Source organism: Streptococcus sp. CF8_Ac1-9 (assembly GCF_024295565.1).
In the GTDB taxonomy this organism is placed as follows: domain Bacteria; phylum Bacillota; class Bacilli; order Lactobacillales; family Streptococcaceae; genus Streptococcus; species Streptococcus parasanguinis_X.
In genome coordinates, this window is record NZ_JANCOY010000001.1 from 417,026 (window position 1) to 442,787 (window position 25,762).

General features: G+C 37.7%; 34 protein-coding genes. 10 read left to right on the forward strand and 24 right to left on the reverse strand.

What is annotated here, in order from left to right; translation table 11 throughout:
* Positions 1-57 precede the first annotated feature (57 nt).
* Both NML76_RS02075 and NML76_RS02080 read left to right on the forward strand, forming a co-directional pair.
* A complete protein-coding gene (locus tag NML76_RS02075; protein WP_003003313.1) occupies positions 58-294 on the forward strand; it encodes a hypothetical protein in 237 nt (78 codons plus the stop codon).
* On the forward strand, positions 291-704 hold the full coding sequence (locus NML76_RS02080) for a type II toxin-antitoxin system death-on-curing family toxin (RefSeq protein WP_003003613.1): 414 nt from the start codon (positions 291-293) through the stop codon (positions 702-704). Before NML76_RS02075 ends, NML76_RS02080 begins: the two co-directional genes overlap by 4 nt.
* 141 nt (positions 705-845) lie before the next feature.
* On the opposite strand, the gene NML76_RS02085 is transcribed toward NML76_RS02080, so the two are convergent.
* The 14 genes from NML76_RS02085 to NML76_RS02150 all read right to left on the reverse strand — a co-directional run bounded on the left by NML76_RS02085 (position 846) and on the right by NML76_RS02150 (position 11,112).
* The gene (locus NML76_RS02085; RefSeq protein WP_003003574.1) at positions 846-1,157 is read right to left on the reverse strand and encodes a hypothetical protein; all 312 of its coding nucleotides are present in this window, start codon (positions 1,155-1,157) and stop codon (positions 846-848) included.
* Between the two features lie 151 nt (positions 1,158-1,308).
* Positions 1,309-2,169, reverse strand: coding sequence for a MerR family transcriptional regulator (locus NML76_RS02090; protein WP_254732556.1), 861 nt, complete (start codon positions 2,167-2,169; stop codon positions 1,309-1,311).
* 218 nt (positions 2,170-2,387) lie between these two features.
* Entirely contained in the window at positions 2,388-2,738 is a 351-nt protein-coding gene (locus tag NML76_RS02095; RefSeq protein ID WP_254732708.1) for an NUDIX domain-containing protein, read from the reverse strand.
* Positions 2,739-2,891: 153 nt separating this feature from the next.
* Positions 2,892-3,431 (reverse strand): RDD family protein, encoded by a 540-nt coding sequence (locus NML76_RS02100; RefSeq protein ID WP_254732557.1) that lies wholly within the window; start codon positions 3,429-3,431, stop codon positions 2,892-2,894.
* An 84-nt stretch (positions 3,432-3,515) separates the two neighbouring features.
* On the reverse strand, positions 3,516-5,267 hold the full coding sequence (locus NML76_RS02105; RefSeq protein ID WP_254732558.1) for a glycoside hydrolase family 13 protein: 1,752 nt from the start codon (positions 5,265-5,267) through the stop codon (positions 3,516-3,518).
* 202 nt (positions 5,268-5,469) lie between these two features.
* Positions 5,470-6,489 carry a DNA/RNA non-specific endonuclease gene (locus NML76_RS02110; protein WP_254732559.1) on the reverse strand — a complete coding sequence of 340 codons (1,020 nt, stop codon included), beginning with the start codon at positions 6,487-6,489 and terminating at the stop codon, positions 5,470-5,472.
* A gap of 185 nt (positions 6,490-6,674) precedes the next feature.
* The gene (locus NML76_RS02115; RefSeq protein ID WP_254732710.1) at positions 6,675-7,115 is read right to left on the reverse strand and encodes a GNAT family N-acetyltransferase; all 441 of its coding nucleotides are present in this window, start codon (positions 7,113-7,115) and stop codon (positions 6,675-6,677) included.
* Between the two features lie 18 nt (positions 7,116-7,133).
* Positions 7,134-7,571: a hypothetical protein gene (locus NML76_RS02120; protein ID WP_254732560.1), complete on the reverse strand. Its 438-nt coding sequence runs from the start codon at positions 7,569-7,571 to the stop codon at positions 7,134-7,136.
* An 11-nt stretch (positions 7,572-7,582) separates the two neighbouring features.
* Positions 7,583-7,993 carry a hypothetical protein gene (locus tag NML76_RS02125; RefSeq protein WP_061455498.1) on the reverse strand — a complete coding sequence of 137 codons (411 nt, stop codon included), beginning with the start codon at positions 7,991-7,993 and terminating at the stop codon, positions 7,583-7,585.
* A gap of 103 nt (positions 7,994-8,096) precedes the next feature.
* A complete protein-coding gene (locus tag NML76_RS02130; protein WP_151378982.1) occupies positions 8,097-8,651 on the reverse strand; it encodes a hypothetical protein in 555 nt (184 codons plus the stop codon).
* 26 nt (positions 8,652-8,677) lie between these two features.
* Positions 8,678-9,151 carry a hypothetical protein gene (locus NML76_RS02135; protein ID WP_254732561.1) on the reverse strand — a complete coding sequence of 158 codons (474 nt, stop codon included), beginning with the start codon at positions 9,149-9,151 and terminating at the stop codon, positions 8,678-8,680.
* An 18-nt stretch (positions 9,152-9,169) separates the two neighbouring features.
* On the reverse strand, positions 9,170-10,021 hold the full coding sequence (locus tag NML76_RS02140) for a CbrC family protein (RefSeq protein WP_254732562.1): 852 nt from the start codon (positions 10,019-10,021) through the stop codon (positions 9,170-9,172).
* Between the two features lie 131 nt (positions 10,022-10,152).
* Positions 10,153-10,557, reverse strand: coding sequence for a hypothetical protein (locus NML76_RS02145; protein ID WP_155171665.1), 405 nt, complete (start codon positions 10,555-10,557; stop codon positions 10,153-10,155).
* Positions 10,558-10,605: 48 nt separating this feature from the next.
* Positions 10,606-11,112: a YfbM family protein gene (locus NML76_RS02150; protein WP_254732563.1), complete on the reverse strand. Its 507-nt coding sequence runs from the start codon at positions 11,110-11,112 to the stop codon at positions 10,606-10,608.
* A 118-nt stretch (positions 11,113-11,230) separates the two neighbouring features.
* Here NML76_RS02150 and NML76_RS02155 point away from each other — a divergent pair, with 118 nt between their 5' ends.
* Positions 11,231-12,250, forward strand: coding sequence for a hypothetical protein (locus NML76_RS02155; RefSeq protein WP_254732564.1), 1,020 nt, complete (start codon positions 11,231-11,233; stop codon positions 12,248-12,250).
* A 30-nt stretch (positions 12,251-12,280) separates the two neighbouring features.
* Here the strand turns inward: NML76_RS02155 and NML76_RS02160 are convergent, their stop codons facing one another.
* The 3 genes from NML76_RS02160 to NML76_RS02170 form a co-directional block, all read right to left on the reverse strand.
* Positions 12,281-13,087 carry a hypothetical protein gene (locus tag NML76_RS02160; RefSeq protein ID WP_155199491.1) on the reverse strand — a complete coding sequence of 269 codons (807 nt, stop codon included), beginning with the start codon at positions 13,085-13,087 and terminating at the stop codon, positions 12,281-12,283.
* Positions 13,088-13,135: 48 nt separating this feature from the next.
* Complete coding sequence (locus tag NML76_RS02165) at positions 13,136-13,330, reverse strand: hypothetical protein (protein ID WP_155199490.1); 195 nt, start codon at positions 13,328-13,330, stop codon at positions 13,136-13,138.
* Between the two features lie 169 nt (positions 13,331-13,499).
* Positions 13,500-14,066, reverse strand: coding sequence for a hypothetical protein (locus NML76_RS02170; protein WP_049472763.1), 567 nt, complete (start codon positions 14,064-14,066; stop codon positions 13,500-13,502).
* Between the two features lie 356 nt (positions 14,067-14,422).
* On the opposite strand from NML76_RS02170, the gene NML76_RS02175 reads away from it, so the two are divergent.
* From NML76_RS02175 to NML76_RS02185, 3 genes are read left to right on the forward strand one after another with little or no spacing between them, the layout of a single operon-like run.
* Positions 14,423-15,226 carry a MerR family transcriptional regulator gene (locus tag NML76_RS02175; RefSeq protein ID WP_173019380.1) on the forward strand — a complete coding sequence of 268 codons (804 nt, stop codon included), beginning with the start codon at positions 14,423-14,425 and terminating at the stop codon, positions 15,224-15,226.
* A complete protein-coding gene (locus tag NML76_RS02180; RefSeq protein WP_254732565.1) occupies positions 15,223-16,038 on the forward strand; it encodes an ABC transporter ATP-binding protein in 816 nt (271 codons plus the stop codon). The genes NML76_RS02175 and NML76_RS02180 overlap by 4 nt, the downstream gene beginning before the upstream one ends.
* On the forward strand, positions 16,035-16,751 hold the full coding sequence (locus tag NML76_RS02185; protein ID WP_254732566.1) for an ABC transporter permease: 717 nt from the start codon (positions 16,035-16,037) through the stop codon (positions 16,749-16,751). Before NML76_RS02180 ends, NML76_RS02185 begins: the two co-directional genes overlap by 4 nt.
* 105 nt (positions 16,752-16,856) lie before the next feature.
* On the opposite strand, the gene NML76_RS02190 is transcribed toward NML76_RS02185, so the two are convergent.
* The 5 genes from NML76_RS02190 to NML76_RS02210 form a co-directional block, all read right to left on the reverse strand.
* The gene (locus tag NML76_RS02190; protein ID WP_254732567.1) at positions 16,857-17,711 is read right to left on the reverse strand and encodes an ADP-ribosylglycohydrolase family protein; all 855 of its coding nucleotides are present in this window, start codon (positions 17,709-17,711) and stop codon (positions 16,857-16,859) included.
* A 21-nt stretch (positions 17,712-17,732) separates the two neighbouring features.
* Positions 17,733-18,518 carry an alpha/beta fold hydrolase gene (locus NML76_RS02195; protein WP_254732568.1) on the reverse strand — a complete coding sequence of 262 codons (786 nt, stop codon included), beginning with the start codon at positions 18,516-18,518 and terminating at the stop codon, positions 17,733-17,735.
* Positions 18,519-18,649: 131 nt separating this feature from the next.
* Positions 18,650-19,528 (reverse strand): aminoglycoside phosphotransferase family protein, encoded by an 879-nt coding sequence (locus NML76_RS02200; protein ID WP_254732569.1) that lies wholly within the window; start codon positions 19,526-19,528, stop codon positions 18,650-18,652.
* A 120-nt stretch (positions 19,529-19,648) separates the two neighbouring features.
* A complete protein-coding gene (gene aac(6') / locus NML76_RS02205; RefSeq protein ID WP_070460559.1) occupies positions 19,649-20,077 on the reverse strand; it encodes an aminoglycoside 6'-N-acetyltransferase in 429 nt (142 codons plus the stop codon).
* Between the two features lie 288 nt (positions 20,078-20,365).
* The gene (locus NML76_RS02210; protein ID WP_070460561.1) at positions 20,366-20,908 is read right to left on the reverse strand and encodes a GNAT family N-acetyltransferase; all 543 of its coding nucleotides are present in this window, start codon (positions 20,906-20,908) and stop codon (positions 20,366-20,368) included.
* A gap of 336 nt (positions 20,909-21,244) precedes the next feature.
* Between NML76_RS02210 and NML76_RS02215 the strand changes: the two genes are divergently transcribed.
* From NML76_RS02215 to NML76_RS02230, 4 genes are read left to right on the forward strand one after another with little or no spacing between them, the layout of a single operon-like run.
* The gene (locus tag NML76_RS02215) at positions 21,245-21,490 is read left to right on the forward strand and encodes a hypothetical protein (protein ID WP_001813542.1); all 246 of its coding nucleotides are present in this window, start codon (positions 21,245-21,247) and stop codon (positions 21,488-21,490) included.
* Positions 21,487-21,822, forward strand: coding sequence for a hypothetical protein (locus NML76_RS02220; RefSeq protein WP_000806926.1), 336 nt, complete (start codon positions 21,487-21,489; stop codon positions 21,820-21,822). The genes NML76_RS02215 and NML76_RS02220 overlap by 4 nt, the downstream gene beginning before the upstream one ends.
* Before the next feature lie 12 nt (positions 21,823-21,834).
* Positions 21,835-22,203 (forward strand): hypothetical protein, encoded by a 369-nt coding sequence (locus NML76_RS02225; RefSeq protein ID WP_000567222.1) that lies wholly within the window; start codon positions 21,835-21,837, stop codon positions 22,201-22,203.
* Positions 22,190-22,489, forward strand: coding sequence for a DUF5960 family protein (locus NML76_RS02230; protein WP_001072467.1), 300 nt, complete (start codon positions 22,190-22,192; stop codon positions 22,487-22,489). Before NML76_RS02225 ends, NML76_RS02230 begins: the two co-directional genes overlap by 14 nt.
* A 117-nt stretch (positions 22,490-22,606) precedes the next feature.
* Here NML76_RS02230 and msr(D) read toward each other — a convergent pair whose 3' ends face one another.
* Together msr(D) and mef(A) are read right to left on the reverse strand one after the other, a co-directional pair.
* Positions 22,607-24,070, reverse strand: coding sequence for an ABC-F type ribosomal protection protein Msr(D) (msr(D), locus tag NML76_RS02235; RefSeq protein ID WP_000420313.1), 1,464 nt, complete (start codon positions 24,068-24,070; stop codon positions 22,607-22,609).
* Between the two features lie 119 nt (positions 24,071-24,189).
* A complete protein-coding gene (gene mef(A) / locus NML76_RS02240) occupies positions 24,190-25,407 on the reverse strand; it encodes a macrolide efflux MFS transporter Mef(A) (RefSeq protein ID WP_000417519.1) in 1,218 nt (405 codons plus the stop codon).
* Positions 25,408-25,762 lie beyond the last annotated feature (355 nt).

The window sequence follows — 25,762 nt, forward strand, 5'->3', positions numbered from 1 at the left end:
AAACTTCTTTGTAATTACCGTAATTATTTGATATAATACTCCTGAGGAGGTAGGCAAATGGTAGTAAAAACAAGAAAACAAGGAAATTCAATCACTATTACAATACCAAGCGAATTTAATATCCCAAGTGGTGTTAAATATGAAGCGAAATTATTGCCAAGTGGGGAAATTATTTTTACACCTGAAGAGTCTAACGATCAAGTATCCTATGTATCTGATAAAGATTTTGATGTAAATATAGATGAGATTTTTGACGAATACGATGATATTTTCAAGGCTTTGGTGGAAAAATGACAGTCTATCTAACAGAAAAGCAAATAGAAAATATTAATGCATTAGCTATTCAACGATATTCTCCTAGTGAACAAATCAAGCTCGTTAGTCCTTCAGCCTTAAATATGATTGTCAACTTACCGGAACAATTTGTGTTTGGAAAGCCCCTATATCCAACCATTTTTGATAAGGCAACAATTTTATTTGTTCAATTAATAAAAAAGCATGTTTTTGCCAATGCCAATAAACGAACAGCCTTTTACGTTTTGGTGAAATTTTTACGATTAAATGGTTATCATTTTTCTGTCACAGTTGAAGAGGCCGTTGAGATGTGTGTTAAAATAGCTGTGGAATCATTAACTGATGAAAAGTTAGCAATCTACTCAAAATGGATTTCTGAACATTCATGTAAGGAGACTGGCAAACAATAAGATTACAAGTCTAATTTGATTTAGCATAAAAAATAAGAAAAAAGACAATATTAGAATTCTGGAATTCAGAAAACTGATATTGTCTTTTTTACGGAATGTTTAATCGTAATTGTAGAAATAAATACATTTCCTTTAAAACTCTTATTTAATCTTATGTTTGTTCATCTTTTCTTCAAAGATAGCTGTCATAATTTTGCGGAGCTCTTCGCCTTCTTTTTCAGGAAGGTCCCCTTGACGTTTCGCCACGGCATAGAGTTCAGGGTATTGTTTGGCTACACGCTCAACTGTCTTGGTCGTCGCATGCCCTCTGACAAAGAAAGGAATACGTTTAATCCATTCTTGCGGTACAAGAGCAAGTAATTTCTTCGCTGCTTCCTTATCAGAAAGCTCAGCCGTGCTCAATCCTTGCTTGATTTGTTCTTGTTCTTTTTCTGTAAAATCTTTTAATTCCATAGTAAGCTCCTCATTTGTTTATCTAAGGACACATTATACACCTATGTAGAGGAAAGTACAACTAAAGGATTTCAGAAAATAGAGCAAGGGTAAGTCAACCCTCACTCTATATTTTAGTCGTTAAATTTTATGAAGTTTATCGATCTCCAATTTATTGTGGAGCATCTCCTCTCTGTTTTAAGTAAAAGTCACTTGCCTCCGTTAGTTTTTTATAATAATGATCGTAACTCTTACTAAATTGTCTAATCAGAGGAATAGCGAGTTCATAGTAGTGATGGTCGACCAAAAATGTTTTCAGTTGATCTTGAATGTGTTTCATTGGACTTGTTTTGTAATCATCACTGTTCAAATAGCTATCATAAATAGAAATCGTTTCCTTATTTTCATTATGCCACTTTTCATAATTTTCTACCGCAGCTATCTTGGCTTCATTAACGTCTTTTAGGGTCTGCATATTAAAACTAGAACTGAGTTCATCAATATAATCCTGTTCTTCTCTGCTTAATTTAAAGGTTGGAAGGCTATCTAAATATTGAATATACTTCTCAAATGCCTCTTCTCCATCTTTTGACAAAGGCTCTTGTAAAAAAGGTTGATAGGCAGCAAATAAGCATTGACCTAAGTATCCTGGAAATGCTCTTTCGAGTCTCTTATAAATGGAGTCCTCAGCTTCGATGACCGTAAGTTTTTCATTGATCAGATCCGTGTTTTCTCCTTTTATATAGAGATCGAACACTGCTTTCCGTTTCTTATCACTTTCTAGTTCCTGCTCTTTTCTTCTGAGAAAAATAGATGCAGTAGCCCCATCTGTCTTCAGACAGTCCTTTATTTCTGTTATGGTTAGCCCTAATTTTTTAAACAAGGCAATCTTATTCAGAATCTCTGCATCCTTTTCCGAATATTCCCTATACCCATTTTCTAGCCTCCGAGGATGAATAAAACCTTTTTCTTCATAGTATTCTAGTGCTTTTCGAGTTAAACCTGTTATTCTTTGAATATCATTTCTTAACATGATCTTGCACCCCCTTTACTATATGATACTCCTGTCCCCAAGGGGCATGTCAACCTTTACCTTATAAACAGAAGACGATCATTTTCCTATTTACTTCCCTCCTTTATTATAACAAGCTTCCACGAATAAATCAGTCATTAAAAAAGAAAAACAGCCAACCAATGGGTTAACTGCTAAAAAGTTATCAAGTTAATTATTAGAAGAATCAATATTTGAATTTACTTTAAATTGTACTTCCAGCCTTCTCCATCTTGGTAGTAAAAAAATTCAGACAGGTCTTCTTCAAGAAAGATACGAAGCATATCCTCCATATCTAGAGAGAGGTCTAGATTTGGCAATTCTTTCAGGTCCTCCCACCAGACTTCCCCCTCTTCAGAGGATATTAAGTCTCCTTCAAACTTTTCTGTCTTATAAAAGAGAACTACATAACGAATGCCGTCTTCTACCCAATCTTTCATTCCACACATCTGGGGAGATGCGATCCTTAAGCCAGTTTCTTCCTTCACTTCACGGATTACTGCTTCCGTAAATGATTCTCCCGCTTCGACATGACCACCAGGAAATGTAATGCCTGGTCAGTCCTCTTTTTTACGATCCATAACAAGAACTCTATCGCCGTCTCTTACCATACAAAGATTTGTAAACTCAACGGTCTCATTCATACAGATACTTCCTAACTATGTTTGTCTTTTTCTTTAAGGATAGGATAAACAATCTGTACCCTATTCTACTTTTAGTTGCACTTGCGTATGGGCTAGCAGGTCACCTAGATGCTTCTTATCTTTCCGAAACATCGTCATTGCTAGTAAGGAAACTGCAAGTAGAGTCGCCGAAATAGAAAGGATAATGGATAACCCATCAAAATCACTATAGAAGCCATGAATCGTGCCCATATGACCGAGTTGCCAAGGTAAAAATTTAATGGTGTTTCTGATTAAGCTAGCTTGCACTGTTTTTTTCTGGTAGACCAATTCAAGTCCCGCTTTTACCTTCCCAAAACTGCCATCATTTTTATAATCCAAGAATGTGAAAAGGAGCGTGATTGGCAAAACAGAGGTGAAAAATACAAGCCACTGCGACTGAACTTCTGTAAACTCTGGGACGCCATTAAAAAAGATGATGTAAATAAGCATCGAACCTAAAAACAGAAGAACTAAGTAAGCTAAAATGAAAAGATAATCGAATAGAAATTCCTTTATTCTTTTTTTAAACGGAATAGGATTGATTGCTAACATCTTCATCACCGTCTCCTCCTTTATCATTTGCTACTATTATACTATACTGACAACCATAAACCAACCATTTATAAAAAGAAGCCTTCAATCTCTCGATTCCAGGCTTCTTTCTTACTGCTCTTCCCTATAAATAACAAATCCATTTGGCTGAATGATCACTCGATCATCCGAGATGCTTCCAAGACTAATCAGATCTGCTTGTCCTCTTTCTAGAACAACGTCTTTCTTGGAGTGGTTAAAGTAGGCTTTGAGAAGGTTGCCTTCATGCTGCCATTCTACTGCCACTACATCTGGCTCTACTTCTTTCAGACTCACTTTTCCATGTTGGATCAACTCTGCCACTTCTTTTCGGAGCTGGATCAAGTCCTTCATAAAGTTTAGCATATCATTGTCTGCTGACACGCGCTCCCAAGGCATGACACGGCGGCAATCTGGGTCTGGGCCACCGATGAGGGCTAGCTCCGTTCCATAATAGATACACGGCGTTCCTCGTTGCAGATATAGGAAGGCAAGAGCAGACTTGACGGACTGAAGATCACCTTTGGCCGTTGTCAGGATGCGCTCTGTATCATGGGAGTCTAAGAGGTTGAACATCACCTCAGAGATCTGCTGCCTGTAGTACATAGACTGGCTATTGATCTCCCAAATGAAGCGTTGCGTCTCCTTATGCCCACGCAGGAAATAATCCTTGATACTCTCAGAGAGAGGATAGTTCATCACGGCATGGAACTCATCACCATTAAGCCAGGGTTGGGACGAATGCCAGATTTCTCCAAGGATATAGAGATCCGGCTTCTTGGCCAAGACCGCCTTACGGAAATCTCGCCAGAATTGATGGTCGATTTCATTTGCTACATCCAGCCGCCAAGCATCGATATCAAACTCTTCAATCCAGTATGTCGCCACCTTCAAGAGATAGGCCTTCACCTCTGGATTAGCCGTATTGAGCTTAGGCATATAGCCCGCAAAGGCAAAAGCATGGTAAGACAAGTCGCGACTATTCCACAGATTTTCTGAGGAGACAGGGAACTTTTTAATATGGAACCAGTCCTTATAAATCGAATTCTCCCCGTGTTTGACCACATCCTGCCATTGGGGTGAATCATAGCCGATATGGTTGAAGACGGCATCCAGCATGATCTTCATCCCACGCGCGTGAGCCTCTTGCACCAACTGGCGAAAGGTTCCCTTATCACCAAAATGTCGATTAATTTCAAAGTAATCAATGGTGTCGTATTTGTGGTTGCTTGGAGACTCAAAAATCGGGCAAAGGTAGAGCCCTGTAATTCCTAGATCCTTCAAGTAGTCCAAGTGATCGATGATCCCCTGCAAATCTCCACCAAAGAAATCCAAGATTTGAGGAGCAATAGAGGCATCCCAAGGACGGACGCCTTCTGGCGACAGAGCTGGATTCCCATTTGCAAAGCGCTCAGGAAAAATCTGATACCAAACTGTCTGCGCCACCCAGTCCGGAACAGCACACCCATCAATCTCATGGATAAAAGGAAGCTTAAAACCGTTCATGACGAAGTCTAGGTTCTCCTTGGTGTAAGCTGCCACACCCCGGTCTCCGTACAAGATCTTCTCTCCCGCTGTATCCTCTAATTCAAAGAGGTACTGGATCCGGGCATGACGGACAGACACCGACACTTGCCAATAATCAAAGAGGTCGTCGGTCGTCACCTTGTCCATTTCCTTGGTTGCTTCATATAGATCCTCTATAAAAATAAAAGGATCCCCATAGTGCAAGACAATCCGTTTGACATCCTCTTTCTTGGTCCGAATGCGAATGTGGAGCTGGCCATCCTTATAAAGATAGGCATACTCCGATTCAGGCCGGTGATAAATCGCTGTTAATTCCATCTGTCTCGTCTCCTACTATACTCTCTTTTCATCATTCACTGTTTTATGCAAACGATTCCACAAGCTATTTCTAGTATACTACTTTATAAAAACGTTTGCAAGATTCTGAGAGATAGTTTTAGACTACTAACTTTTTAAGATTGTAATACCACACAAAAAGCCCAGTATTTGGGGGCTTTCTAATCATCTAAATGACTGATACTTATTCCTTACTTGTATGTCGCTTCCCAAGACTTAGCGCTTGCTCTTCTGACATCTGAACCACCTTAGAAAAATTGGTATTACGAGGCATACTGTCCAAAGAGTACCAATAAACCTCAGCACTTCCATTTCTGGCCACATAAACAACTGGAGCCAGTTGACGAGTTGGCGCTGCAGGCTCTACAGGTTGAACGGGCTGTGCAGGCACTGCTGGCTGACTAGGTTGAGGGGCTTGACTTGGTTGCGTCTCTACAGAAGGACTGGCTGGTTGTGGTTGACTACTTGGTTCCGTCGGCACTAAAGATGGCTTGGCGGTTCCCTTCAGATAATCAATGGTCGCGTTCTTAGAATAGTTATCCAAGGTAACGGTGGTGATCCCATAAGCATCTACTGACTCTTTGGAACTACTTAAATTGATAGGCAGAAGATTGCCATCTCGATCAATTCCAACATATTGCAAGGTCACCTGCCTAGGGATCAATTCATCCCCCGTATAGACAGGCGTCACCTTATAATCCAGCCAATAATTGGGGTGGGTGGCCAGCCAGCTATCGAGCCGTTTCTCGTAGTAAAGCATACCTTCCACATTACTATCCGCTGTCCCTTTATAATTCCCCGTATTGGTCCATGCAGTTAGAGGAACCAGATTTTTCCCTTCATTGGTCAGGCCACTAAATTGATAGCCAATCAGATGCCCTCGATGGAACAGCCAGGCCTTCTTCCCTTTGTTTCCATAAGCAATCTTATAATTGTGCCAACCAACCGGATTATAGTTGAGATGTGGTTCTCTTTTTTTCTTTGGCTCATCCTTGTCCTGAAGCTGAATATGGGCTGAGGTCGCACGACCTAAATGATCAAAATCCCCCAGTACAAGCTGCTTACTGCCATTAAAAGGCAGTAGATGAAGACTCTGGTAATCAAGTCCAGTTTGCTGGGCATGAGCCCCTTGAACAAAAGCCAAGGATATAAATACCGAGACCATCGCAACAATAACATTTTTCAAAAACCTTTTTGTAACCATGATTGAAACTCCCACATTTCTATCTAGTGATATTATAGCATAAAAAGCGGTTACAAACATAGAAGATAGGCAATTTCTTCTCCTATGTCAATTAGATTTTTTAATGAGTTTATTTTTACTTTAATATTCTTTAGTATTTAAAATAAGGATTATTATTTTAATACATAAAATAATACACAGCTATTCTAAAACAACTGATATTCATACCACTCTTCATCTACTTTCTGAAATCCCAAAGCCAAAAACATTCTTTGACTTTGAGTATTAAAAGGATAAATTTGAGCAGAGACCTGTACCATTTCTTTCTCTTTGGCCAGTTGTATCATTTCAGAAATACATCGTCTTCCAATCTGTAAATTCTGATACTCTTTGCTGATCACTATAGAAAGCTCTGAATTATCTTGAAGTGTCACATCTCCAACTAACACTCCCTCATATTGGATATAATAGCAAGAACCATGTGAAGTTAGGTAATCATACATTTTATGAAGTTTTGTTACATCGTAAATCTGATCAGTATTATCCACTTGTTTGCAAACCTCACTATCTTGATACCAAAGAAGGGAGATGGCATCATTCCTATAATAGGGAATAAGAGTGATCTGTTCGTCTACTATTCTATTCATCATGACTTCTTCTTATTTCTATTTAGAGATTTCTTCCGATACTTCAATATTCCCCATCAACCAATTGGACATCTTTTTTCCCTTGTCTTTATAAGGATTGGGAGGAAACAAGGTAAAAGGGGGAATGCTGGCATCGGGGAAGAATAGTTCTACGTTTATCGTTCGCTCGCGATTATGATTGACGTAGGCTGTAAAATAGATATGGTAATGTCCACTCACATCACCACCATTATCATACTCGCCCCTAGCAGTATTTGGTAATAAGGTTACAGATTCTATGTCCTGCTTTTCCTGGGCTAAGTGTGCGATGATCTCACTCTTAATAGCAGCCTCATGTTTTCTAACGAAATTCCCATCATCACTGTATCCAGGATGCTCACTAAGAGAATAGAAAACAATGACCATCAGAAAAGGTAGAGAAATTAAAAAAATAATTAGCTTATTCGATTTTAACATGGGGGTCCTTACTAATCTGAATCAATATTAAGAAATCTCACCTTATAGCCATCTTTGGTATATAAAAATTCTAATTGAAGGGTCATATCCACTAATTCTGAATTAGAAGTCATCTCATAGTCAACGGCAAACCCAGAATGGTCATTATAATCATAAATCTCCAATTGAGAATACTCATAAGGTGGATGGAAATTACATGCCACTCCATATTCATCAATCGTGTCAAAATCATTTAATTCAAGTGTTTTTTCAACATATCCAAAGAATTCATTTAAATCGTCAATCTCAAATTCGTCAACATAATTCTTTATATCTTCATAATTTTTTAAGTGAATATCTTTTAAAATATTTGTGATAACCTCTATAACTTTTTCTCTTTTATAACTATCATCTCTCTTTTTAAATCTATCGAAAAATCCCATAGGGAAATCCTTTCTCACTGTACATATTAGTTTACTGAGATGTACTTATCCCATCGCTTTAAGGGCCTATCCAAATAAGAATAAGCCTGATTTTTTATCTAATCTAGGAATTATGAATTAATTGCTCCAATTCTACTTCTGAAAGATATCCATGATTGTATAGTTTACTTAACAAGGCTTCATCTACGGTAATTTCATAATAGTCAGTCACAAACTCATGAAATCTCTCAAAGCTATCAAAAAGGTAAGAGAGCAACCATTCTCCGCCATCCTGATCTTGGTAAGTCTGTTGATGCGCGTGACCGTCATACCAGATAAAGAAGGTTGTTTCATCTTTTTGTTCTTCTGAATAAAGTGAGATATACTTTTCATCCAGTCCTTTATAAAAACTATCGATGATATCTTGATTCCACTCGTCAGCACCAAACTGGCTTAAACTACTTTCATGATCAAAGCCTTTTATAAGGATCATTTTATCAGTCGAAATCACATCTAAAGAATCACCAGATCCATTATCAATAAGATAGCGGACTCCATAGTCTTCCTCAGTCTTAATCACGAGTCTGAGCCAATCCTCACTCGGATCTGTCAGATATTCGTCAATGACTAGCAAGGCATCTAAGCGAGTCTTTATCTTGTCCCAATTAATCTTTCTCATCTCTAAAAACCTCCATCTTATTCTTGCTATTTATCAAGTTCACAAGCCCTATAACGAGCTGTTAGATAGCCTGAAAAGCTAATCTGAGGGATATTCCACTCATTAGGCAAATAAATGGAACAATCTACCTGATCACCTAGAGGGGAACTTGCTAAGAAGACATATCTTCCCAAATCCTCATTATTAGGATTTCTTTCAACTTGACTCAATCTGCTAGTATTGAACCAGTCTTTAAACAGTAACCAGATTTGCTCGGCATCTTCATTAGATAACGTGGTTTTCAAGTTGTAGCTGATTCCGACCCTACATCTTTTTTTGAATCCTGACTCATCAGCCTTACAAACTTTTATCGATCCCTTATCATACTGCCAGTTATCACTATCTAATAGGGGAAATTGAACAGATAGATTGTCTTTAAATCCCTGTATAGTATCTAATAAATCTTTGGAGGCGGCTTCGAATAATTCTAGTTCTTCCATAGTCTTCTCTTTAATTTTCATAGCGAATCACATTTCGAATTAATCTGCATCAACCCAGATCTGGTATTTTTGACAATGTAGACATCTAAACAAATAACCACAGATAGGCCCGTCTTTTACCAAGTAGTCTTCTACCTCTTGATATTCCTCACGCGCTTCATAGTCTGCCAAGACTTGCTCAGCGATTCCCATGGCCTTCAATTCTCGAGTTCCAACTGTACCCAAGTAAGCACAATAATCTTGGCAACAAGAAAGCCAATATTCTCCCTGCCAACTAGAGTAGCCTGGAGTCTGACAAAAAAGCAGCTGATTCTTTTCTGGATCCAATTCACCTTGCCACTCGGCATCTTGGATAAATTCCACATCGAATTTCTTAGCTGCTTGACCGTTTGCAATGCAAGTTGGGCAGAGATGTTCTATCTCTTCAATACTGTAGGGTCTAAGAGCATAATAAACATTGCTTTCTTTCCCACAAGATGGACAAACCTTGGCTTCTCCTTCAACAAATGAACCTGTACCCAACGGATCTGGATGATAGAGAAAATGAGGCAATTTTTTTAACAAGTCCTGTCTTTGCTTCTTCTCTTCTTTTCTTAGAGGACGAGGAAGGGCAAAACGATCGCCATGACTCTGACTCATTTCTTGTAAACGGCTCAGTTTCTTTAATTGTTTTCGGTCTGGTTTATCTAAGATTTCGGTAAATAAGCTATAGGCACTAGTGTAGAGACCCAATTGGTCATAGAGGTCAACTAAGACTTTTTTAGCTTCTAAATCCTCAGACTTAGCTAATTCATCAGCCAAATCATAGAGTTCCGCAACACTGGAAGAATTTCCATCTTTAGCATGGTATTCCCTTGTCCGAGTGATATATTCTTGTAAATATGGATTCATCTGACCACCTTCCTAATGGATGACATAAAATCTTAACAAATGGTAACAAGGACAATACCATTTAAGCCTAACATTGCTTTATATAAATCTTTCATTTCATCACCTGATTTTAACCTCTTATTGTCAGACAGTTAGTAAATTTCATACACAAGCTCTCTATCAGCTTGAAAATATTTATCGAATTTCACTAAAAGATAAAGGGCTCCAGCTGGAGAGACACCGGCATCATAACCTAGAGCAAATTCGCCATAAGAACTACTTTTATCCAAGATTAACTCCCTTAATTCCAGTTCTGTAACTGCTTTATCAGGCCAATTATCATGGATAACCTTTTGAGCTTTTTTATCAAGGTGTTCCAAGTTTCTATATAAACTAGTCATCAAATCATCTGATAATAAGACTAAATCCTGTTCACAGTAACCTGTAAAATAAATATTTATGTCTTTATTTAGATATCGCCCTAGAAAATAGATCCCCGATTCATGTTTTTCCCAGTTTATTCCCTTCCATAATGCCAATAAATCTTCTTTGTTCATTTATTACCTCAAGCAGTTTTATTCTTTTAGGAATGTTTAATAAACTATCTAACAAATAGTGACCAGGACATTTCCATTGAGCTCCAGAATCTTTTTGTAAAAGTCTTTCATTTTGACAAAGCAGGTTAAAATATCATCCTTGATTTCTTCCTCTTCCTCAAGATAATCCCAAATATCAGGATACAAGTCGGCTTTCTTGCATGCTTCCATACTAAAGTCTTTCAAAGCCTTGTCCATATCAAATTCTTCTAAAGCTTGACTGATAGCCGCAATTCTCGATTTTTCAGTATAGGCGATATATTCAGATACATCCTCTAGAGGAGTCACCCCTAAAACAGCTTCTCTCAAGGGATTGTCATCCAAAAATTCTGAACTACTAAATCCTGTCATGACAAAGAGAAGAGCATCCCACATTTTGTCGATATCTATTATGATATCATGAGTGTCAGCGGAGTCCTCAGCAAAGTCTAACAAGTCATCTTCTTGGTTAGAAAGAGCTTTTATTTGTTCTAATTCATTGTCTGGTAAATATTGATAATTGGCAATCATTCCCATGATTTTTCTCCTTTGAATCTTGTAGGATAATACTGATATTTCTAGCTCTATTTCTATAGAAAATGCTATAATGGAGCTAAGAAATTGTTTTAATGAATGTTAAATAGGGGAAACCGTAATGTTCACTAGTATTATTTTGGGGTTTTATGCTCTTTTCTTTCTATCCTTATCTTTTACTATCTATCTCTATATCAGACTTGTAGTTGCTGTTAGACAAGGGAAAGCTGTCCCAAAATGGATTTATAAACTTGGCCATGCCATTCAAGGTAGAATTCACGTTGACTATGAAGAAATCACTGATGCTAATGCCCTTAAAGAGATTCATTGGTTCTTGCTGATCTATTTAATCGTAAATCTACTCGTATTGGCTGTCCTCTACTATCATAGTAATAGCTTTCCTCAAGCCATTTATGAATGTTTGAAAAAACAATTTTTCATCGTACTTGTTAGTATGGTTTTAAAAAGTATTGGTAAATTTGTTGTACTGGCTATAAGCAAAAACTTTCATAACAGTCATGTCTATGCATCAACCAACGCTGTTATCGGGACAACTTTTTTAACAAGTTATGTTTTTATGTTCTGCATGATGATGAGTGGTCTTCCAGCTCAACCAGTTCCAGTAACCATTCAAGATACCACTGTCATCATCGGTGAAACCAAGGCTTCCGAGCTTTTAGACCAAGGCTATACCTTTGGAGATAAAGGCGCAGAGAGTTCCATCACCAATCCCAAAAACGACCACTTCTACTACGGTCAGCTTCTTGAAGTCAAGCGGGATGATCAGTCCTGTGGCTTTATGAGCCTTACTCCTACGGGAAGAGATACTGATCAACTCAAAAACTGCGTCATCACCTATTACAGAACACCTAAGGATAGCAAGCAACTAGAAAAAATTTCCATCAATCATGTCAAGCTAGCAAATCTCAAGCTCCAAGATTTTCAAACACGAAAATTAATCGATATCTTTGAAGTCAATCCAGCTGATTATAATGTCTCTGATAAGGATACCAACTTCATTCTGACTATTCAAACAGCAGATTACGACCTCTGGAAAAGATACCGGATTGAATCCAAGTTCAATTCAGATGGTTCGATTGATAGCTATGGAGTCAGAGCCCAGCATAGCATGTGGGAATGATTCACCATTTCCCACTTTATCACATAAGCATTAAACTGGAAAAATATCGTCGACAAGTTTATAGGTTTCGATGAATCGAAGGCCAGAGGAACCTTTATCTCTAGTGATTTCTTCATAAATATCTTCTAAATTTTGGGCAGGTGCTAACATCCAAAGACTAAAAGGTCTAAGTTTCACCTGTCCAATTTTTTCAATATTTTCTAATAATTGCCCTAAATCTTTGTGATTGAACCAGCAATCTGTAACGAGAGCAAACTTTGTATTGTCCATCTTACAGGAGATTTGACTGGTCAAAAAATCATCGATGGAGGGCTTTTTTGTTTGTAAGAGGCGTGTGCAAGCCAAATGATACTCAAGCTTTCTAGGACTCTGCTCAACCATAGATACAAAGACAAGACCATACTCATCTTGGAACTTAACAGTAAGGAGATCTCCTTCTTCAAAATAAGGTTTACGTTTAGTTTTGGCTTTAGTGACCTTTAGAGGTCTAGGATTTTCAGTTTGCAACTGGATAGCAAGTTTATCCAAGACCTTTTGCCTTTGCTTCAAAGCCTTTGAATCTATTTCCAACCAAAATGGATCAGCCCCTTTTTTGATAAGCTCCAAGGTTTTATCTCTAATATCGTCTGTCAGGTGACCAATCTTCCACAGTGAGTAGGCAAGAGCAGTCCAATAAATTTCTGTAAAAAAGTCTGTTTGACAGTAATCTTTCTCTGCATCGAGGATATACTTGATGATATTCGTCACATGTTCACCATCTCTATAGCGACCAACTACCTCATTGTAAATATCATAACCTTGATCACTGTCAATGATATTAACGCCATCAATAGCCATTCTCAACTCCTAATGCTCAATCGACACCTTATTGATAAATCTCAAAACTTATTTAATCTTATGCTTGTTCATTTTCTCTTGGAAAATATCTGTAAGAATTTGTTGCAATTCTTGAGCTTCCTTTTCAGGAAGTTGGCCTTCTTGTTCAGCTACTGCATACAACTCCGGATACTCGAGCGAAACTCTCTTAACAGTACATGTAATGGCATGTTTTCTAACAAAAAATGGAATCCGTTTAATCATATCTTGAGGAATTAATGCGATAATCTTATTTTACAAGATAGGTTTTCCTGATTTCCATTTTCATGATAGATATTTCTCCTTAAGAAGCTAGATAGTGCTAGATGTTTCTCTTTACTGCTCAATCCGTCTACTCAAGCAGTGGCATACACTCACAAAGAACTTTGTTTGACTATTGAATATCTTCCATCGCTTCTTTCACATATTCTTCGACATCTTCAATCTCTACAAACAGCGGGTCTAAGTGGCATAAGAAGTGCCAATCTTCGGTGCCGCGTTTTCTGTAGAGAATCGCTTCGCCGTCTTCACTTCCGAAAAAGCTTCTGTCAACTTCATACCCTTTGTTTTCTAGGAATACTTTTGCCTTGCGGAAGTTTGCTTCTCGTGCTTCGACATAAGCTTTCACTTCATCGTTATTCACGACATATGCATCTACTTTTGTAGCTCCTTCGATCATTTTATCGTTTTTAACGGATAGATTCGAAATTTCTTTCCAAATAATGTCCACATTTTCCTCAGAATTAAACGAAAATCTAGATAAAGGGACAATATTTCCATTGAAGACAATCTCCATATAATCCGGTAGATTTTTTGGATTAAAATACTCCACATCAAAACTATCTTCTTTTTCTAAAGTATATCCCGGGATTTGCGCTACAAAGGCTCTTCCCTCTTCTAAAGAATCAAACACGACTAAATCTTTTGAATAATTGTTTTGGTAAAATTCTAATAGATACATCCTTAATCCTTTCAATATTTAGATAGAAGATAGTTTTTTAGCAAACTAATATACTCAACACGTGAGGATAGAGATTCAAGCATTATTTTTACTAAATAGGATTGATTGCTAAAAATTTCACCAGCTTACCTCCTCTTGTCTCATCCTCAATTATAACACGTTTCCACTCACATATCAGATATTTATTATTGGACCAAATAACCTTTTGAAATAGAAAACAAGCTCACCAATTCATCAAGTCTATATTTTTTATGAGATTCTTCATTAATGCTAAAAGATTTACAGTTTAAATTTTATTAAAAATCCTTGTTCATGACCTTACGTAACGATGTATAATAGGTATGAGGAGGTGGGTAATGATGGCTAAATATAGAGCAATTCCGGAAGGATTTATGACAGTGGGGGAACTTGCTAAGAAAATGGGCATTACCATCCGTACTCTACAATATTACGATAAAGAGGGGCTACTTTCCCCATCGGCAGAAAGTGAGGGAGGTCGCAGGCTTTATACCGATAAAGATATAGTGCTACTCCATCAGATTCTATCATTAAAATCATTAGGCTTTTCTCTCAAGGATATAAAGGGGCGTTTGATCTCTTTGAAAACACCTGATGATGTTGCTAAGGCTCTTACAGAGCAAGCAGATATTCTTCGTAAAAATATTGAACAACTTAAGGATTCTTTAGTCGCAATAGAGCAGTTAAAGGCAGAAGTTTTACAAATACAGACGGTCAATTTTAAGAAGTATGCAGACATCATCGTCAATCTACAGATGAAGAATGACTCCTACTCTCTCATTAAGCGCTTTGATGATGATACGCTCGACCAGATACGCAGTCGATTTGACAAGAAAAGCGGGCAAGATTTTATGGATAGGTTGAACCGCCTAAGTGATCAAATCGTGGAGCTTCAGAAAGAAAACGTACCAGCTGAAAGCGAACAATGCCAACAGGTTGTGCAAGAATACTGGAGCTTGATTATGGAGTTTACAAATGGTGATATGAGCATGCTTCCGAAGTTGATGGAGATAGGGAATATCGATACCGCCTCAAACGCTTGGGAAGAAAAGCAAAAAATCGTTAATGATTATTTAGGGCCTGCTTTACAAGTCTATTTTTCAAGGCTTGGAACCAATCCCCTTGAGGAGGTAGAACCATGAAAGACGCAATAGAGGTTTCTGGATTAAAGAAAAGTTATGGTAGCAATATGGTTCTTAGAGGTCTCGTTTTTCAAATCAAACAAGGAGAAATCTTTGCTCTGCTCGGAGTGAACGGAGCTGGTAAAACAACCACGCTTGAATGTATCGAAGGTCTGAGAAAATATGATGAAGGCACTATAATTGTAAACGGGAAAACCGGAATTCAACTACAGTCCTCCTCTCTACCCGCCCACATCAAACCAATGGAAGCCATAAAGCTCTTTGCAAAATGGAATCATACATACATTGATGATGCTATGCTAAAGGCCCTTGGCATAAAAGAAATGAAGGAGTCGCAATACATAGAATTATCCACCGGTCAAAAAAGAAGATTACATCTTGCTCTTGCACTTATCAGTAATCCAGATATTATTTTTCTCGATGAACCGACAGCGGGACTTGATGTTGAAGGAAGACTGTCCCTCCATGAACATATCCGAAAGTTCAAATCACAGGGCAAGACAATTGTTTTGGCAAGCCACGATATGGCCGAAGTTGAAACCTTATGTGACCGCATTGCTATTTTGAATAGTGGAAAGATTGTCTTTTGTGGTACTCCTTCAGAACTAACAGACAGGTTGGGAAGAAAATATTTCATCCATTTAAAGACCCGGGACGGAGAGGAATCTTTTGAAACAGATACGATCGAGGACACTTTGATTTCATTATTGGAAGAATGCAAACAGAAAAATATCCAGGTATTGGATATTAAGGTTGATCGTGGCACACTGGAGCAGCATTTCATCGAAATGGCAAGGAGGGGATCGGAATGAATGGATTCTTATATAGCCTAGCATTACAGTGGAAATTGGACATACGAAGTAAGTCTCTCTTGGTTACTTACTATATTGTACCGCTTATTTTCTTTCTTCTCATGGGTGGTATTTTTACTTCCGTTATGCCTGAAATGGGTAGTACACTCATTCAGTCAATGATTGTTATGAGTGTTTCCATGGGGGCCTTTCTCGGCTTACCGGCTTCCTTGATTGAAACATACGGAAGCGACATAAAAAAGATTTATAAAGCAAATGGTGTGCCTATTCACTTAGGATTGGTGACCATGCTTCTCTCTGCCTTTGTTCATTTAATAATGACTTGCCTAGTGATCCTACTACTTGCTCCAATTTTATTTAAAGCAAGTCTACCGAGTCAACTTCCCCTTTTCTTTCTCGCACTGGGCATCTACACTTTCGTATCGTTGAGTTTCGGAAGTATACTGGGCCTTACTGTAAAAAATCAAGCAAAGCTTACCATGATAGCGCAACTTGTCTTTTTACCCTCAATTATGCTCTCAGGAATCATGTTTCCTAGCAACTTACTACCTGATTTTCTTAAACGAATAGGGGGTCTTTTCCCCGCTTCTTGGGGATACTGCTTGATGCTAGATCATGGCTTGGGTCTTGAAAATCTTTGGTATCTGATTCTTGTATCCTGTATCTCAGTAATGACTTGTATCCTCCTCTTGAATCAGCAAAAATCTAACTAGGTGCCTGAATAAATCCATAGCAACATTAACTATTAAGCAAAAAGCGACGAGATTGTTACTTATCTCGTCGCTTTAGTGTTTTTGGTTGTCTTTATCTAATCTCTGTTATGTTATTGAAACTTCTTGCTCCCATCGGCTAAGCACATCTTTTAAAGGCTCATCAAGATAGCTATAGGCCTTGTCTTTAATCCAATCAGGTATGCCATAAGCTGCTTCTGCTATACTTCCGGTGATAGCAGCAAGAGTATCACTGTCCCCACCAAGAGAGATGGCATTTCGAATCGCATCTTCAAAATCTGTACTTTCAAGAAAGGCAATGATAGCTTGAGGAACTGTATCCTGACAGGTTTCATTGAAATGATAGTTAGGACGAATGTCATCGAGTGATTGAGAAAGGTTATATCCGTACTCTTTCTCTATGTATTCCCTGATGCGTCTCTTACATTCTGCCGGATCATCATTGATTGGTTGCTCGTAGTCGCCAAAGTAGCCTCCAAAGTAATAACGACACAGAAAGATAGCATCAGACGTCGCCATTGCTCCTTTGACACCCTCTGGATGATTATGAGTCACCTCTGTAGAAATTCTCGCAAGATTTCTACTAGATGGCCAAGTACCTGTTCGTGCATAGAAACCACAATCCATCACCCAAGCACACGGAGAAACACGCATGGCAGAGCCATTGCCAAAGCTATTGTAAGGGGAATAATCATTGCTTTGAATCCATGTATTAAACCTAGCCCCGTAACCAGCATCGGGATACATCCTACCATATTTCTTCATGGCATCAATAAAGTCATCCTTCTGACCACCATTTAGAATTGCTTCAGCAACAGCACAGGTCATAACAGTGTCATCTGTGAAAAAACAATCCTCACGAAATAATGGAAAGTCTTTCGTTTTAATATTGCCCCATTCGTAAACAGAACCTACAATGTCTCCTACTATTGCTCCTAACATAAGATTTCTCCTTACAGCATATCAGATTTCCAATAGATCACTCTTTAAAAACGGCTCAACCAAATCAATCCATTCTTGAGGTAGGTAAGCCGATAGATAGCCATGGTTATAGCCCTTTGCTTCATACAAAATCGTATTTGGATGTAGCTGCTGAAATAATTTCGCCGATGCTTTCACACAGTTTAATTCTTTTTCACCATAGATATACAGAACCTGCGCCTTACTAGCAGAAATCGTGTCCTTCAACTTGTAACGCCCCATATAGGTTTTGTAAATGGTCACCAATGTTTTGATAGGCGTCCTTGGCAGATCCTCTAAATAATAAGCTTTTATTTCCTCTGGATAAGCCAGGTTAGGATAGAGTTTGTTCATCATGCTTAATTGAAGTTTGCAAGAGAATTTACTGAACATCAATTTACCAAATAGAGCTACTAGAAAGATGCTGATTTTAGCCAACCTTGGTTGAGAAATACAGAGGCTTCCATCTATGATGGCCTTCTCAGCTATCTCGCTGTCTAAGGACAAAAGTTCCATGGCAATTTGACCACCCAGTGAAACGCCACCGATCGCAAACACCTTCCCACCACAGTTTGCTTTGACATAGTCTAGGATCTCCAAAGCAGAATCTTCCGTAGAAATATAATCGAGTGGATATTCTTCACCGTGGCCATTCAAAGTGGGTAGAATAACACGGTAGTCTTCTGACAAAATCCGTGCTTGACGAAGATAATTCCACCAAGAACTGCCACCGCCATGTATCAGCAAGATAGGAGGCAAATCCCTATCACCAAATTCATGGAATTTCATATTTAAACTCCTTACTGTACCAGTTTAACTTGTATTGATTAAAATTACCTATATTAAAGATAGTTAGATGTGTTTGAATTTGAGCAAATAATTGTGGCATATTTTCCAAAATTGATATTCCAACGTTTATATTATTCAGTCTTCTTCTTGTTCAAGTACCAACTAGGAATGATTTGCTTCATATCATCATACCATTCTAAAATTTCTTTAGCTTGATTTTGCATTACTGATATTTCTTCAGGTCCGTAAGGTACAGCCCAGGGAAGTGATCCAACTAAATTATTTATAATATAGATAGCAAGAAGTTTCCAAAATAAATCTGGAACCTTACCATCAAAATATCCATCTATCATACCAGATGAAAAAGAAGGCGAGACTTGAGCAGACCAAACAATACGATTGAATTCCTCCCAAGGATCACCAATATCAAATCGATCAAAGTCAATGATATAAATTTTACAATCTTCACCAATCATGAAATTCCCGATATGATAATCTCCATGTTGGAAAACCTGAGGTCTATCTTTTAACAATTCTCGATTTGCATTTAAATAATCAATAAAAATCTGACCATTTTCGTATTGAACGGGACATTCTTTGTATTTTTTGATTTTGTCATCAATTTTTCGATTATAAAAGACCTCCCACTCTTCACGAACTTCTGTTATAGGGAGTGAATGAATTTTTTGAAGGATTCTTCCTGCTTCTAGTCCATAAGTGTATTGTTGTTCTTTCGAATAAGTTAAAATGGTTTCTCTTGCATCTTTCCCATCTATCCATTCGTGTAAAGAATGTACTTCATCATCGCGGAGTTCAATGCTAATTGGTTTACACATTGGAACTCCAAGAGAAGCTACTTTCTCCATCATATCAAATTCAAATTTTTTTGAATCTAACTTCTCCTTATCAGAAACACGCAAGAAATATTTTTGCTGATATTGATCTGTCACACAATATTTTTTATCATCTGACCAGCCTTTATTTATAGCTATCTTACTACTAAAATCCATCAATAACTCCTCGATTAACTTTACAACATTACTATATTCTTAACTAATGAAAAGTAATTCGTAGTCCGTCCATTCTTTCACACTTCCTAAAGATACATAAATTTTGACCACGTTCTGAAATTATAATTTCTTCTTAAAATGAATAATTCTATTTGCCTCCTGAAATCCAATATTGAGATGAAATCTTATAGAATCCGTATTCGTTAAAGTACAGTCACTTGCAAATTCCTTACATCCTTTATTTTTCGCCCATTCCTCACATTTTGTACAGAGATTTTTAGCAATATCCTTTAAACGATATTCCTCGTCGACAATAATCCCTTCTAAGAATCCAACAGGACTATATTTACATCCTTCAACATAATCAAATCTGAGTGAACATAGTGCTAGACCTACGATTGTGTCACCTTCAACTTCAGTAAAGATTGCAGTATTTTTGCCATTCGTATATCTTTTTACTTCATCAATAGCTTCTTTATCGGTCAATTGGGGCCATAATTGTTTCATTTGTTTAGCCATTTTTATAGAATCTTTTGTTATTCCATCCATATTGATGTTCCTCCTCAAATTACAAGCAAATGTTTCGAATCACGCTGTTACTTTGTTACTCATTGGTTGATACCAATACCATCCCTTTCTACTTTTCGACTGTCTCAGATTGGAAGAGCAGATCCACATACTCAGCGGTTCGGACTTACCGTATCATTTCGTCGGTTTCCCTCCTCATTCTACGAGTCCTATGCCCAGGGCACCTTCTCAACCTTCAGTCTCACCTTGTCGCATGGGCCAAACATCTACTTCTACTTCGCTGATGACTCAGCTTGTACAAGCAGTGATTTACTTAAATGAAATCCATTCTTCTTTTGATAGACAGGTTACGTGTTCTGTACGAAGAACACCTTCCCATGCACACGGAACGTTCTCTTTTGTATGACGATAACGGAACCCGCATTTTTCCTGAACTCTCTGCGACTTTGTATTGCCGTCAAAATAACCGCACCATAATTTCTCCAGATTCAGGTCATCAAATCCATGTCTCATCATCTCACGAACTGCTTCTGGTATCAGGCCTTGACCCCAATAGGGAACTCCTATCCAGTAACCAATCTCCGCCTCAGTATCCGGAATCCCTTTATCACTTGCAGAGCCAATCATCAGTCCTATGCTACCCACTGGCTGCATCGTTTCTTTTAAAACAATGGCGTATGTCTCAGGTGCTGAAAGATAACTTTTTATAATCTCCCTACTATTTTCAACGCTTGTATGTACTGGCCAACCTGCAATCGGACCCACCTCGGGATTACTGGCATATTGAAATAAATCATTGGCGTCTTTTTCTTCCCATGGGCGAAGAATCAATCTTTCCGTTTCTAAAATCATTTTTCTCTCCTTAAATTCCAACTGTTTATACAATCATTTCAAATGAAGGATTTTTCATGATTTGACTCTTTGTATCAACGCTATACACTCCACATGTGCTGAGAGCTTTCTTCTATACTAATAGACGAAAGGGTGTGAAAATGATTTTTAAATGATACTGTGGAACGGAACAGTAGCCCTAGTATTGACTACTGTCGTTTCTATTCATATTGGCTATTCTAGGACTGAGATGAAAAAATCTATAAATGCTCAGAATAAAATTGAACCCGCAAATCTCCCCAAAACAATGGTGAGTCATGTACTTGTATTATTCCGAAAAAATACACCTCTGGTGCAGTGAGACAAATTGGTGTATCTTATAGTGGCTTCGTAGATGAAAGCTATACTCTACTATCACTCTTTGATGATGTAGAACAAATTGAAAAAGATAATAGACTTCAGACAGCTATTGATGTTGTCAGAGAACAGTTTGGTTTTTTAGCCATACAAAAAGGAACCGTCCTAACTGAAGGTTCCAGAAATATTGAACGCAGTAAACTTATCGGTGGTCATTCCGCGGGTGGATTGGAGGGATTAAAATGAAACAAGAAAAAAATACAGTACAATTTTCAGAAATCCGTAGCAAAGGATGTAATGATATTGAAATGCTTGAAAGATTTTTACATGGAATCGTTGAAACAGCAACTTCAAAACTTCGTCAGAGAAAACTCAAAACAACTGAAATATCGATACGACTAGTACATGCTAAATCTGAAAACCGATTACCATTGGAATTTACATTTAGCATTAAGCCAACAAGCTCATCTGTGATAATCTATACTGAGGTAATCAATCGCTTTAAAGAATGTTACACAGGTGGGGGAATTCAAGGTTTTACGATTCAATTTGATAAAAATACCCTTGCCTCTGCATAGAAAGGATTTGATATGATTGACCGTTCATATTTACCATTTCAATCAGCAAGAGAGTACCAGGATACAAAGATGCAAAAATGGATGGGCTTTTTCCTATCTGAACATGCATCAGCACTCTCTGATGATACAAACAAAGTAACGTACATGTCTGACTTATCACTAGAGAAGAAATTATTACTCCTCAGTCAAGTATACGCCGGGCAGCTACGCACACGCATTCAAGTGATTGAAAAAAACAAGCGTGTTTCCTACACTGGAACAATACCAAGTCTGACCAAAGATTTCATTTTGATAAAAACTACAACAGGTCACATCAATTTGAAATTAAAAGACATTATTAGTATTGAACTTGTCGAGGAGGTGCTCTATGAATCAGCTTGAGTTTCAGCGTAATCACCTACAAATGGACTATTATAGCGAGAGCTACCAAGATTTTGAACGTGACTTCTACCGCTACTCTAACATGAATATTCCATTGACCTTCCTAACTGATGATATCCTAAAAACAATGGCGACTTCACGTAAGAATTACTTTGTCCTCAATAAGGAAAAGTCCAGAGATAACCGCGATCACTTCTTCATATTTGAAGTAAGTACCGTAGATGAGAATCCGCTAATCTATCATTATACATATAAGAAAACTACAATATATTTAGCAGAAAAATAGGAGCAGTTCAATTGACTGTTCCTATTTTTAATATTCATAAAATCTAAAGTCTTTATACTCTTTAACAATGGAGTCGCCAACCAGAACAGACTATACTGACCAGCGACTACCTTAAATTTAATGTTTCAGATTTATTTTCTTATCTCTAATTTCATAAACTACATCTGCTACATTTTCGAGTAATCGTTTATCGTGGGTGATAAACACGATAGTTCCGGTGTACTCCTTCATTAGTATTTCCAAAGCCTCTAAACTTGGTATGTCAAGGAAGTTACTGGGTTCATCCATTATTAGGATGTTATATCTACCCATGAGCATTTTAGCAAGCAACAATTTTATAATTTCTCCACCGCTTAAAACAGATAAACTTTTTCCAATATCGTTCTGTTTGAACCCCATAGATGCTAGCACTGAACGAATTTCTGATATATTGTAGTCACAATCCTTCTGCATAAACTCCATAACATTCTGATTACTGTTGTACTTGTAACCATTCTGTGCAAAGTAACCTATTTTTGCCTTAGGCGAAATAGAAATTCCTTCTTCATGGTTTAAGATCATTTGGATTAAAGTTGTTTTTCCGATTCCATTACCACCAGTTAACGCCACTTTTGCTCCTAACGGAATTTGAAAAGATGCATTTTCAAACAGAGCCTTATCCCCAAATACTTTATTAATTTCTGCACCGACTATAGGGTATGGATTATGGAGCTCCAATGCTTTACTTTGCCTGAAACGAATTCTGCGAATGCCTTCCGGAGCTTCTACTTTTCCTAAGGCCGCAATCCTGTGCTCTAGGGTTTTAGCAGCATTATACATCTTTTTTTCCTTACTTCCTATTGATTTTTGATGAGCTAAACGCCCTCCGTCTTCAGTACTTTTTTTCTTTGAAGAACCTTTTGCCTTCTGTTCTATTTTACGAGCCTGTTTTCGCTTTTCCTCCGCAGCCCTTTCCAATCGGGCACGTTCCGCAATAAATTGTTCGTATTCTGCAGCTTGGCTCTTACGTTCTTCCTCTTTCTGACGAAGATAATCAGAATAGTTTCCCCAATACTCAGTGATTTTGCCATCTTTCAGTTCCCATATTTTATCTACTATTTCATCAAGAAAATAGCGGTCATGGCTAATAACTAACAGTGCACCTGTAAAATATTTTAGCTGTCCTATTAGAAAATCAATTCCTTCACGGTCTAAATGGCTCGTAGGTTCATCCGCTAAAATACCATGAACCTGTGCCGATAAGGCCTGTGCTATTTTAAGCCTTGTTTCTTCACCACCGCTCATAGTCTGTATATTTAATTGCTCAACACCTAGCTTGCCTACAAGTGCAAAATCTTTTTCCTCCTGCAGAGTTACTTCGTCCAACTGGGGAATATAGGCAAGTTCACCCAGACGATTCATTTTACATCCTGGGGGAGTTAATTCTCCTAAAAGTACCCTGAGTAAAGTGCTTTTTCCAGCACCATTTGCTCCTACTAAACCAATACGGTCATAATCATATACTTCTAATTCATTTATATCTAAAACATCGCGTCCTTTGAATTCCACACGAATGTCTTTTGCTTTTAATATTAATTCCATAACATTTCCTCCTGTCTATAATCGCATGCTTTCATTTGCTTGTATGCAGGGAAAACCCTGCGATTTTAGCAGGAAGAGTTACATGAAAATAAGATACATAAATATTCCTCCAATATTGTTTATTTTAAATCTAATTTTCTAACCTCAGTTATCATTTGGCAAACTATAGCAATGCCAATAATTAAAATACCTGATAGTAAAAACCAATGATTTACACCGATTTTATCAGCAAAGAATCCAGAAAGAATTAACCCAATTGGCATAGCAAGTGACATGATACTTCCGATCAAAGAAAATACACGTCCTAAATATTCAGGCTTAATTTTCTCCTGAAAAAGAGCTGTTTGCACACCGCTATAAAATGGCACCGAAAGCCCCATTATTGCACAGCAAACTACGAATATTACAAATCCATTTGGAGGAAGTATTCCCGAAACGGCTAAACTGGTCCCCATTATAAAAAATGAACTTGTTATTAGTAATACATGCTTTTCGAAGCCCCCTAATCTTCCTAATAATAAGCCTCCTGCTAGCATCCCAAATGCAAAGGAAATTTCCGTAATAGAAATATGCACAGGCGTTCCATTAAAGTGTTCCATGCTTATTAAAGGAAATAGTGCATTGATTGGCATATAAACAAAAGTATATAGTGTTCCTAAGAGTAATAAGGCAAACAATCCTTTGTTTTGTCTCAGAACCACAACTCCTTCTTTCATCTCCCTTATGAAATTTGGTTCTAAACTTTGCACTTGATTACCCAGCTTAGGTATACGTACAATTGCTACCGTAATAGATGCAATCACAGCACCCAATACGTCGATGGCAATAATAGCATTTAAATCCCAAACGGAGTATAAGAGTGCTGCAACTGCCGGACTAACAATATAGCTTATAGACTGCAAAGACTGACTATAGCCTGCGCATTTCGTTAGCTGTTCTTCTGGTACTAAAAGTGGTGTAACCGCATTGAGTGCTGGGGTATGAAAAGCTGTTCCAATGCTACGGATAAACAATACTATCATAATCATCCAGACAGGTAGCTCCATACAGAATGCAACAATAGCAAGCACTGCACCAGCTGCTGCGATAATTAAATCGGCACCAATCATTATCTTCTTCCTATCATGACGATCCACTAGCACACCAATGGCAGGTCCCAAAATCGCATAGGGTAAAAAACCTACTAATGAAGCCATAGACAAGACCATCGCAGATCCTGTTTTTTCTGTAAGGTAAAAAATAATCGCCATTTGCAGGATGGCACTAGTGATTAATGATACTGCTTGCCCTGCCCATATTGCATAAAATTTTCGTTTCCAATTGTTGTATTTTTCCATTTATATTATCTCCTGCATATTATTTTGCTTGAATTTCTATTTTGAATAGCATTCTAGGCAATAAAAAATGCAGGCCAAACCCCACAATGTGGCTTTTGGTCTGCATACATACAATTTGGAAACATTCATATTAAAGACATAGTTAAATAAAGGTATAGTTAAATAACCAATATCCTCACCGTAACTAATGAATGCTCAATATCGTATAAATAAGCACAACAAAAAAGCCTATCATCGGGTATAGATTCTGCTTTTTTTATTGCCAGCTTATCTTAAACGCATTGAGGCTGTCATAGTTTCGGTTCCTCCTACATCTTTGTTTATATCAATTTATAGTATAACACAACAAGATGAT

Coding starts and splice junctions, on each gene's coding strand:
- NML76_RS02075 (WP_003003313.1), top strand. CDS start 58: ATGGTAGTAAAAACAAGAAAACAAGGAAATTCAATCACTATTACAATA.
- NML76_RS02080 (WP_003003613.1), top strand. CDS start 291: ATGACAGTCTATCTAACAGAAAAGCAAATAGAAAATATTAATGCATTA.
- NML76_RS02085 (WP_003003574.1), bottom strand. CDS start 1,157: ATGGAATTAAAAGATTTTACAGAAAAAGAACAAGAACAAATCAAGCAA.
- NML76_RS02090 (WP_254732556.1), bottom strand. CDS start 2,169: ATGTTAAGAAATGATATTCAAAGAATAACAGGTTTAACTCGAAAAGCA.
- NML76_RS02100 (WP_254732557.1), bottom strand. CDS start 3,431: ATGATAAAGGAGGAGACGGTGATGAAGATGTTAGCAATCAATCCTATT.
- NML76_RS02105 (WP_254732558.1), bottom strand. CDS start 5,267: ATGGAATTAACAGCGATTTATCACCGGCCTGAATCGGAGTATGCCTAT.
- NML76_RS02110 (WP_254732559.1), bottom strand. CDS start 6,489: ATGGTTACAAAAAGGTTTTTGAAAAATGTTATTGTTGCGATGGTCTCG.
- NML76_RS02115 (WP_254732710.1), bottom strand. CDS start 7,115: ATGAATAGAATAGTAGACGAACAGATCACTCTTATTCCCTATTATAGG.
- NML76_RS02120 (WP_254732560.1), bottom strand. CDS start 7,571: ATGTTAAAATCGAATAAGCTAATTATTTTTTTAATTTCTCTACCTTTT.
- NML76_RS02125 (WP_061455498.1), bottom strand. CDS start 7,993: ATGGGATTTTTCGATAGATTTAAAAAGAGAGATGATAGTTATAAAAGA.
- NML76_RS02130 (WP_151378982.1), bottom strand. CDS start 8,651: ATGAGAAAGATTAATTGGGACAAGATAAAGACTCGCTTAGATGCCTTG.
- NML76_RS02135 (WP_254732561.1), bottom strand. CDS start 9,151: ATGAAAATTAAAGAGAAGACTATGGAAGAACTAGAATTATTCGAAGCC.
- NML76_RS02140 (WP_254732562.1), bottom strand. CDS start 10,021: ATGAATCCATATTTACAAGAATATATCACTCGGACAAGGGAATACCAT.
- NML76_RS02145 (WP_155171665.1), bottom strand. CDS start 10,557: ATGAACAAAGAAGATTTATTGGCATTATGGAAGGGAATAAACTGGGAA.
- NML76_RS02150 (WP_254732563.1), bottom strand. CDS start 11,112: ATGGGAATGATTGCCAATTATCAATATTTACCAGACAATGAATTAGAA.
- NML76_RS02155 (WP_254732564.1), top strand. CDS start 11,231: ATGTTCACTAGTATTATTTTGGGGTTTTATGCTCTTTTCTTTCTATCC.
- NML76_RS02160 (WP_155199491.1), bottom strand. CDS start 13,087: ATGGCTATTGATGGCGTTAATATCATTGACAGTGATCAAGGTTATGAT.
- NML76_RS02165 (WP_155199490.1), bottom strand. CDS start 13,330: ATGATTAAACGGATTCCATTTTTTGTTAGAAAACATGCCATTACATGT.
- NML76_RS02170 (WP_049472763.1), bottom strand. CDS start 14,066: ATGTATCTATTAGAATTTTACCAAAACAATTATTCAAAAGATTTAGTC.
- NML76_RS02175 (WP_173019380.1), top strand. CDS start 14,423: ATGATGGCTAAATATAGAGCAATTCCGGAAGGATTTATGACAGTGGGG.
- NML76_RS02180 (WP_254732565.1), top strand. CDS start 15,223: ATGAAAGACGCAATAGAGGTTTCTGGATTAAAGAAAAGTTATGGTAGC.
- NML76_RS02185 (WP_254732566.1), top strand. CDS start 16,035: ATGAATGGATTCTTATATAGCCTAGCATTACAGTGGAAATTGGACATA.
- NML76_RS02190 (WP_254732567.1), bottom strand. CDS start 17,711: ATGTTAGGAGCAATAGTAGGAGACATTGTAGGTTCTGTTTACGAATGG.
- NML76_RS02195 (WP_254732568.1), bottom strand. CDS start 18,518: ATGAAATTCCATGAATTTGGTGATAGGGATTTGCCTCCTATCTTGCTG.
- NML76_RS02200 (WP_254732569.1), bottom strand. CDS start 19,528: ATGGATTTTAGTAGTAAGATAGCTATAAATAAAGGCTGGTCAGATGAT.
- NML76_RS02210 (WP_070460561.1), bottom strand. CDS start 20,908: ATGATTTTAGAAACGGAAAGATTGATTCTTCGCCCATGGGAAGAAAAA.
- NML76_RS02220 (WP_000806926.1), top strand. CDS start 21,487: ATGAAACAAGAAAAAAATACAGTACAATTTTCAGAAATCCGTAGCAAA.
- NML76_RS02225 (WP_000567222.1), top strand. CDS start 21,835: ATGATTGACCGTTCATATTTACCATTTCAATCAGCAAGAGAGTACCAG.
- NML76_RS02230 (WP_001072467.1), top strand. CDS start 22,190: ATGAATCAGCTTGAGTTTCAGCGTAATCACCTACAAATGGACTATTAT.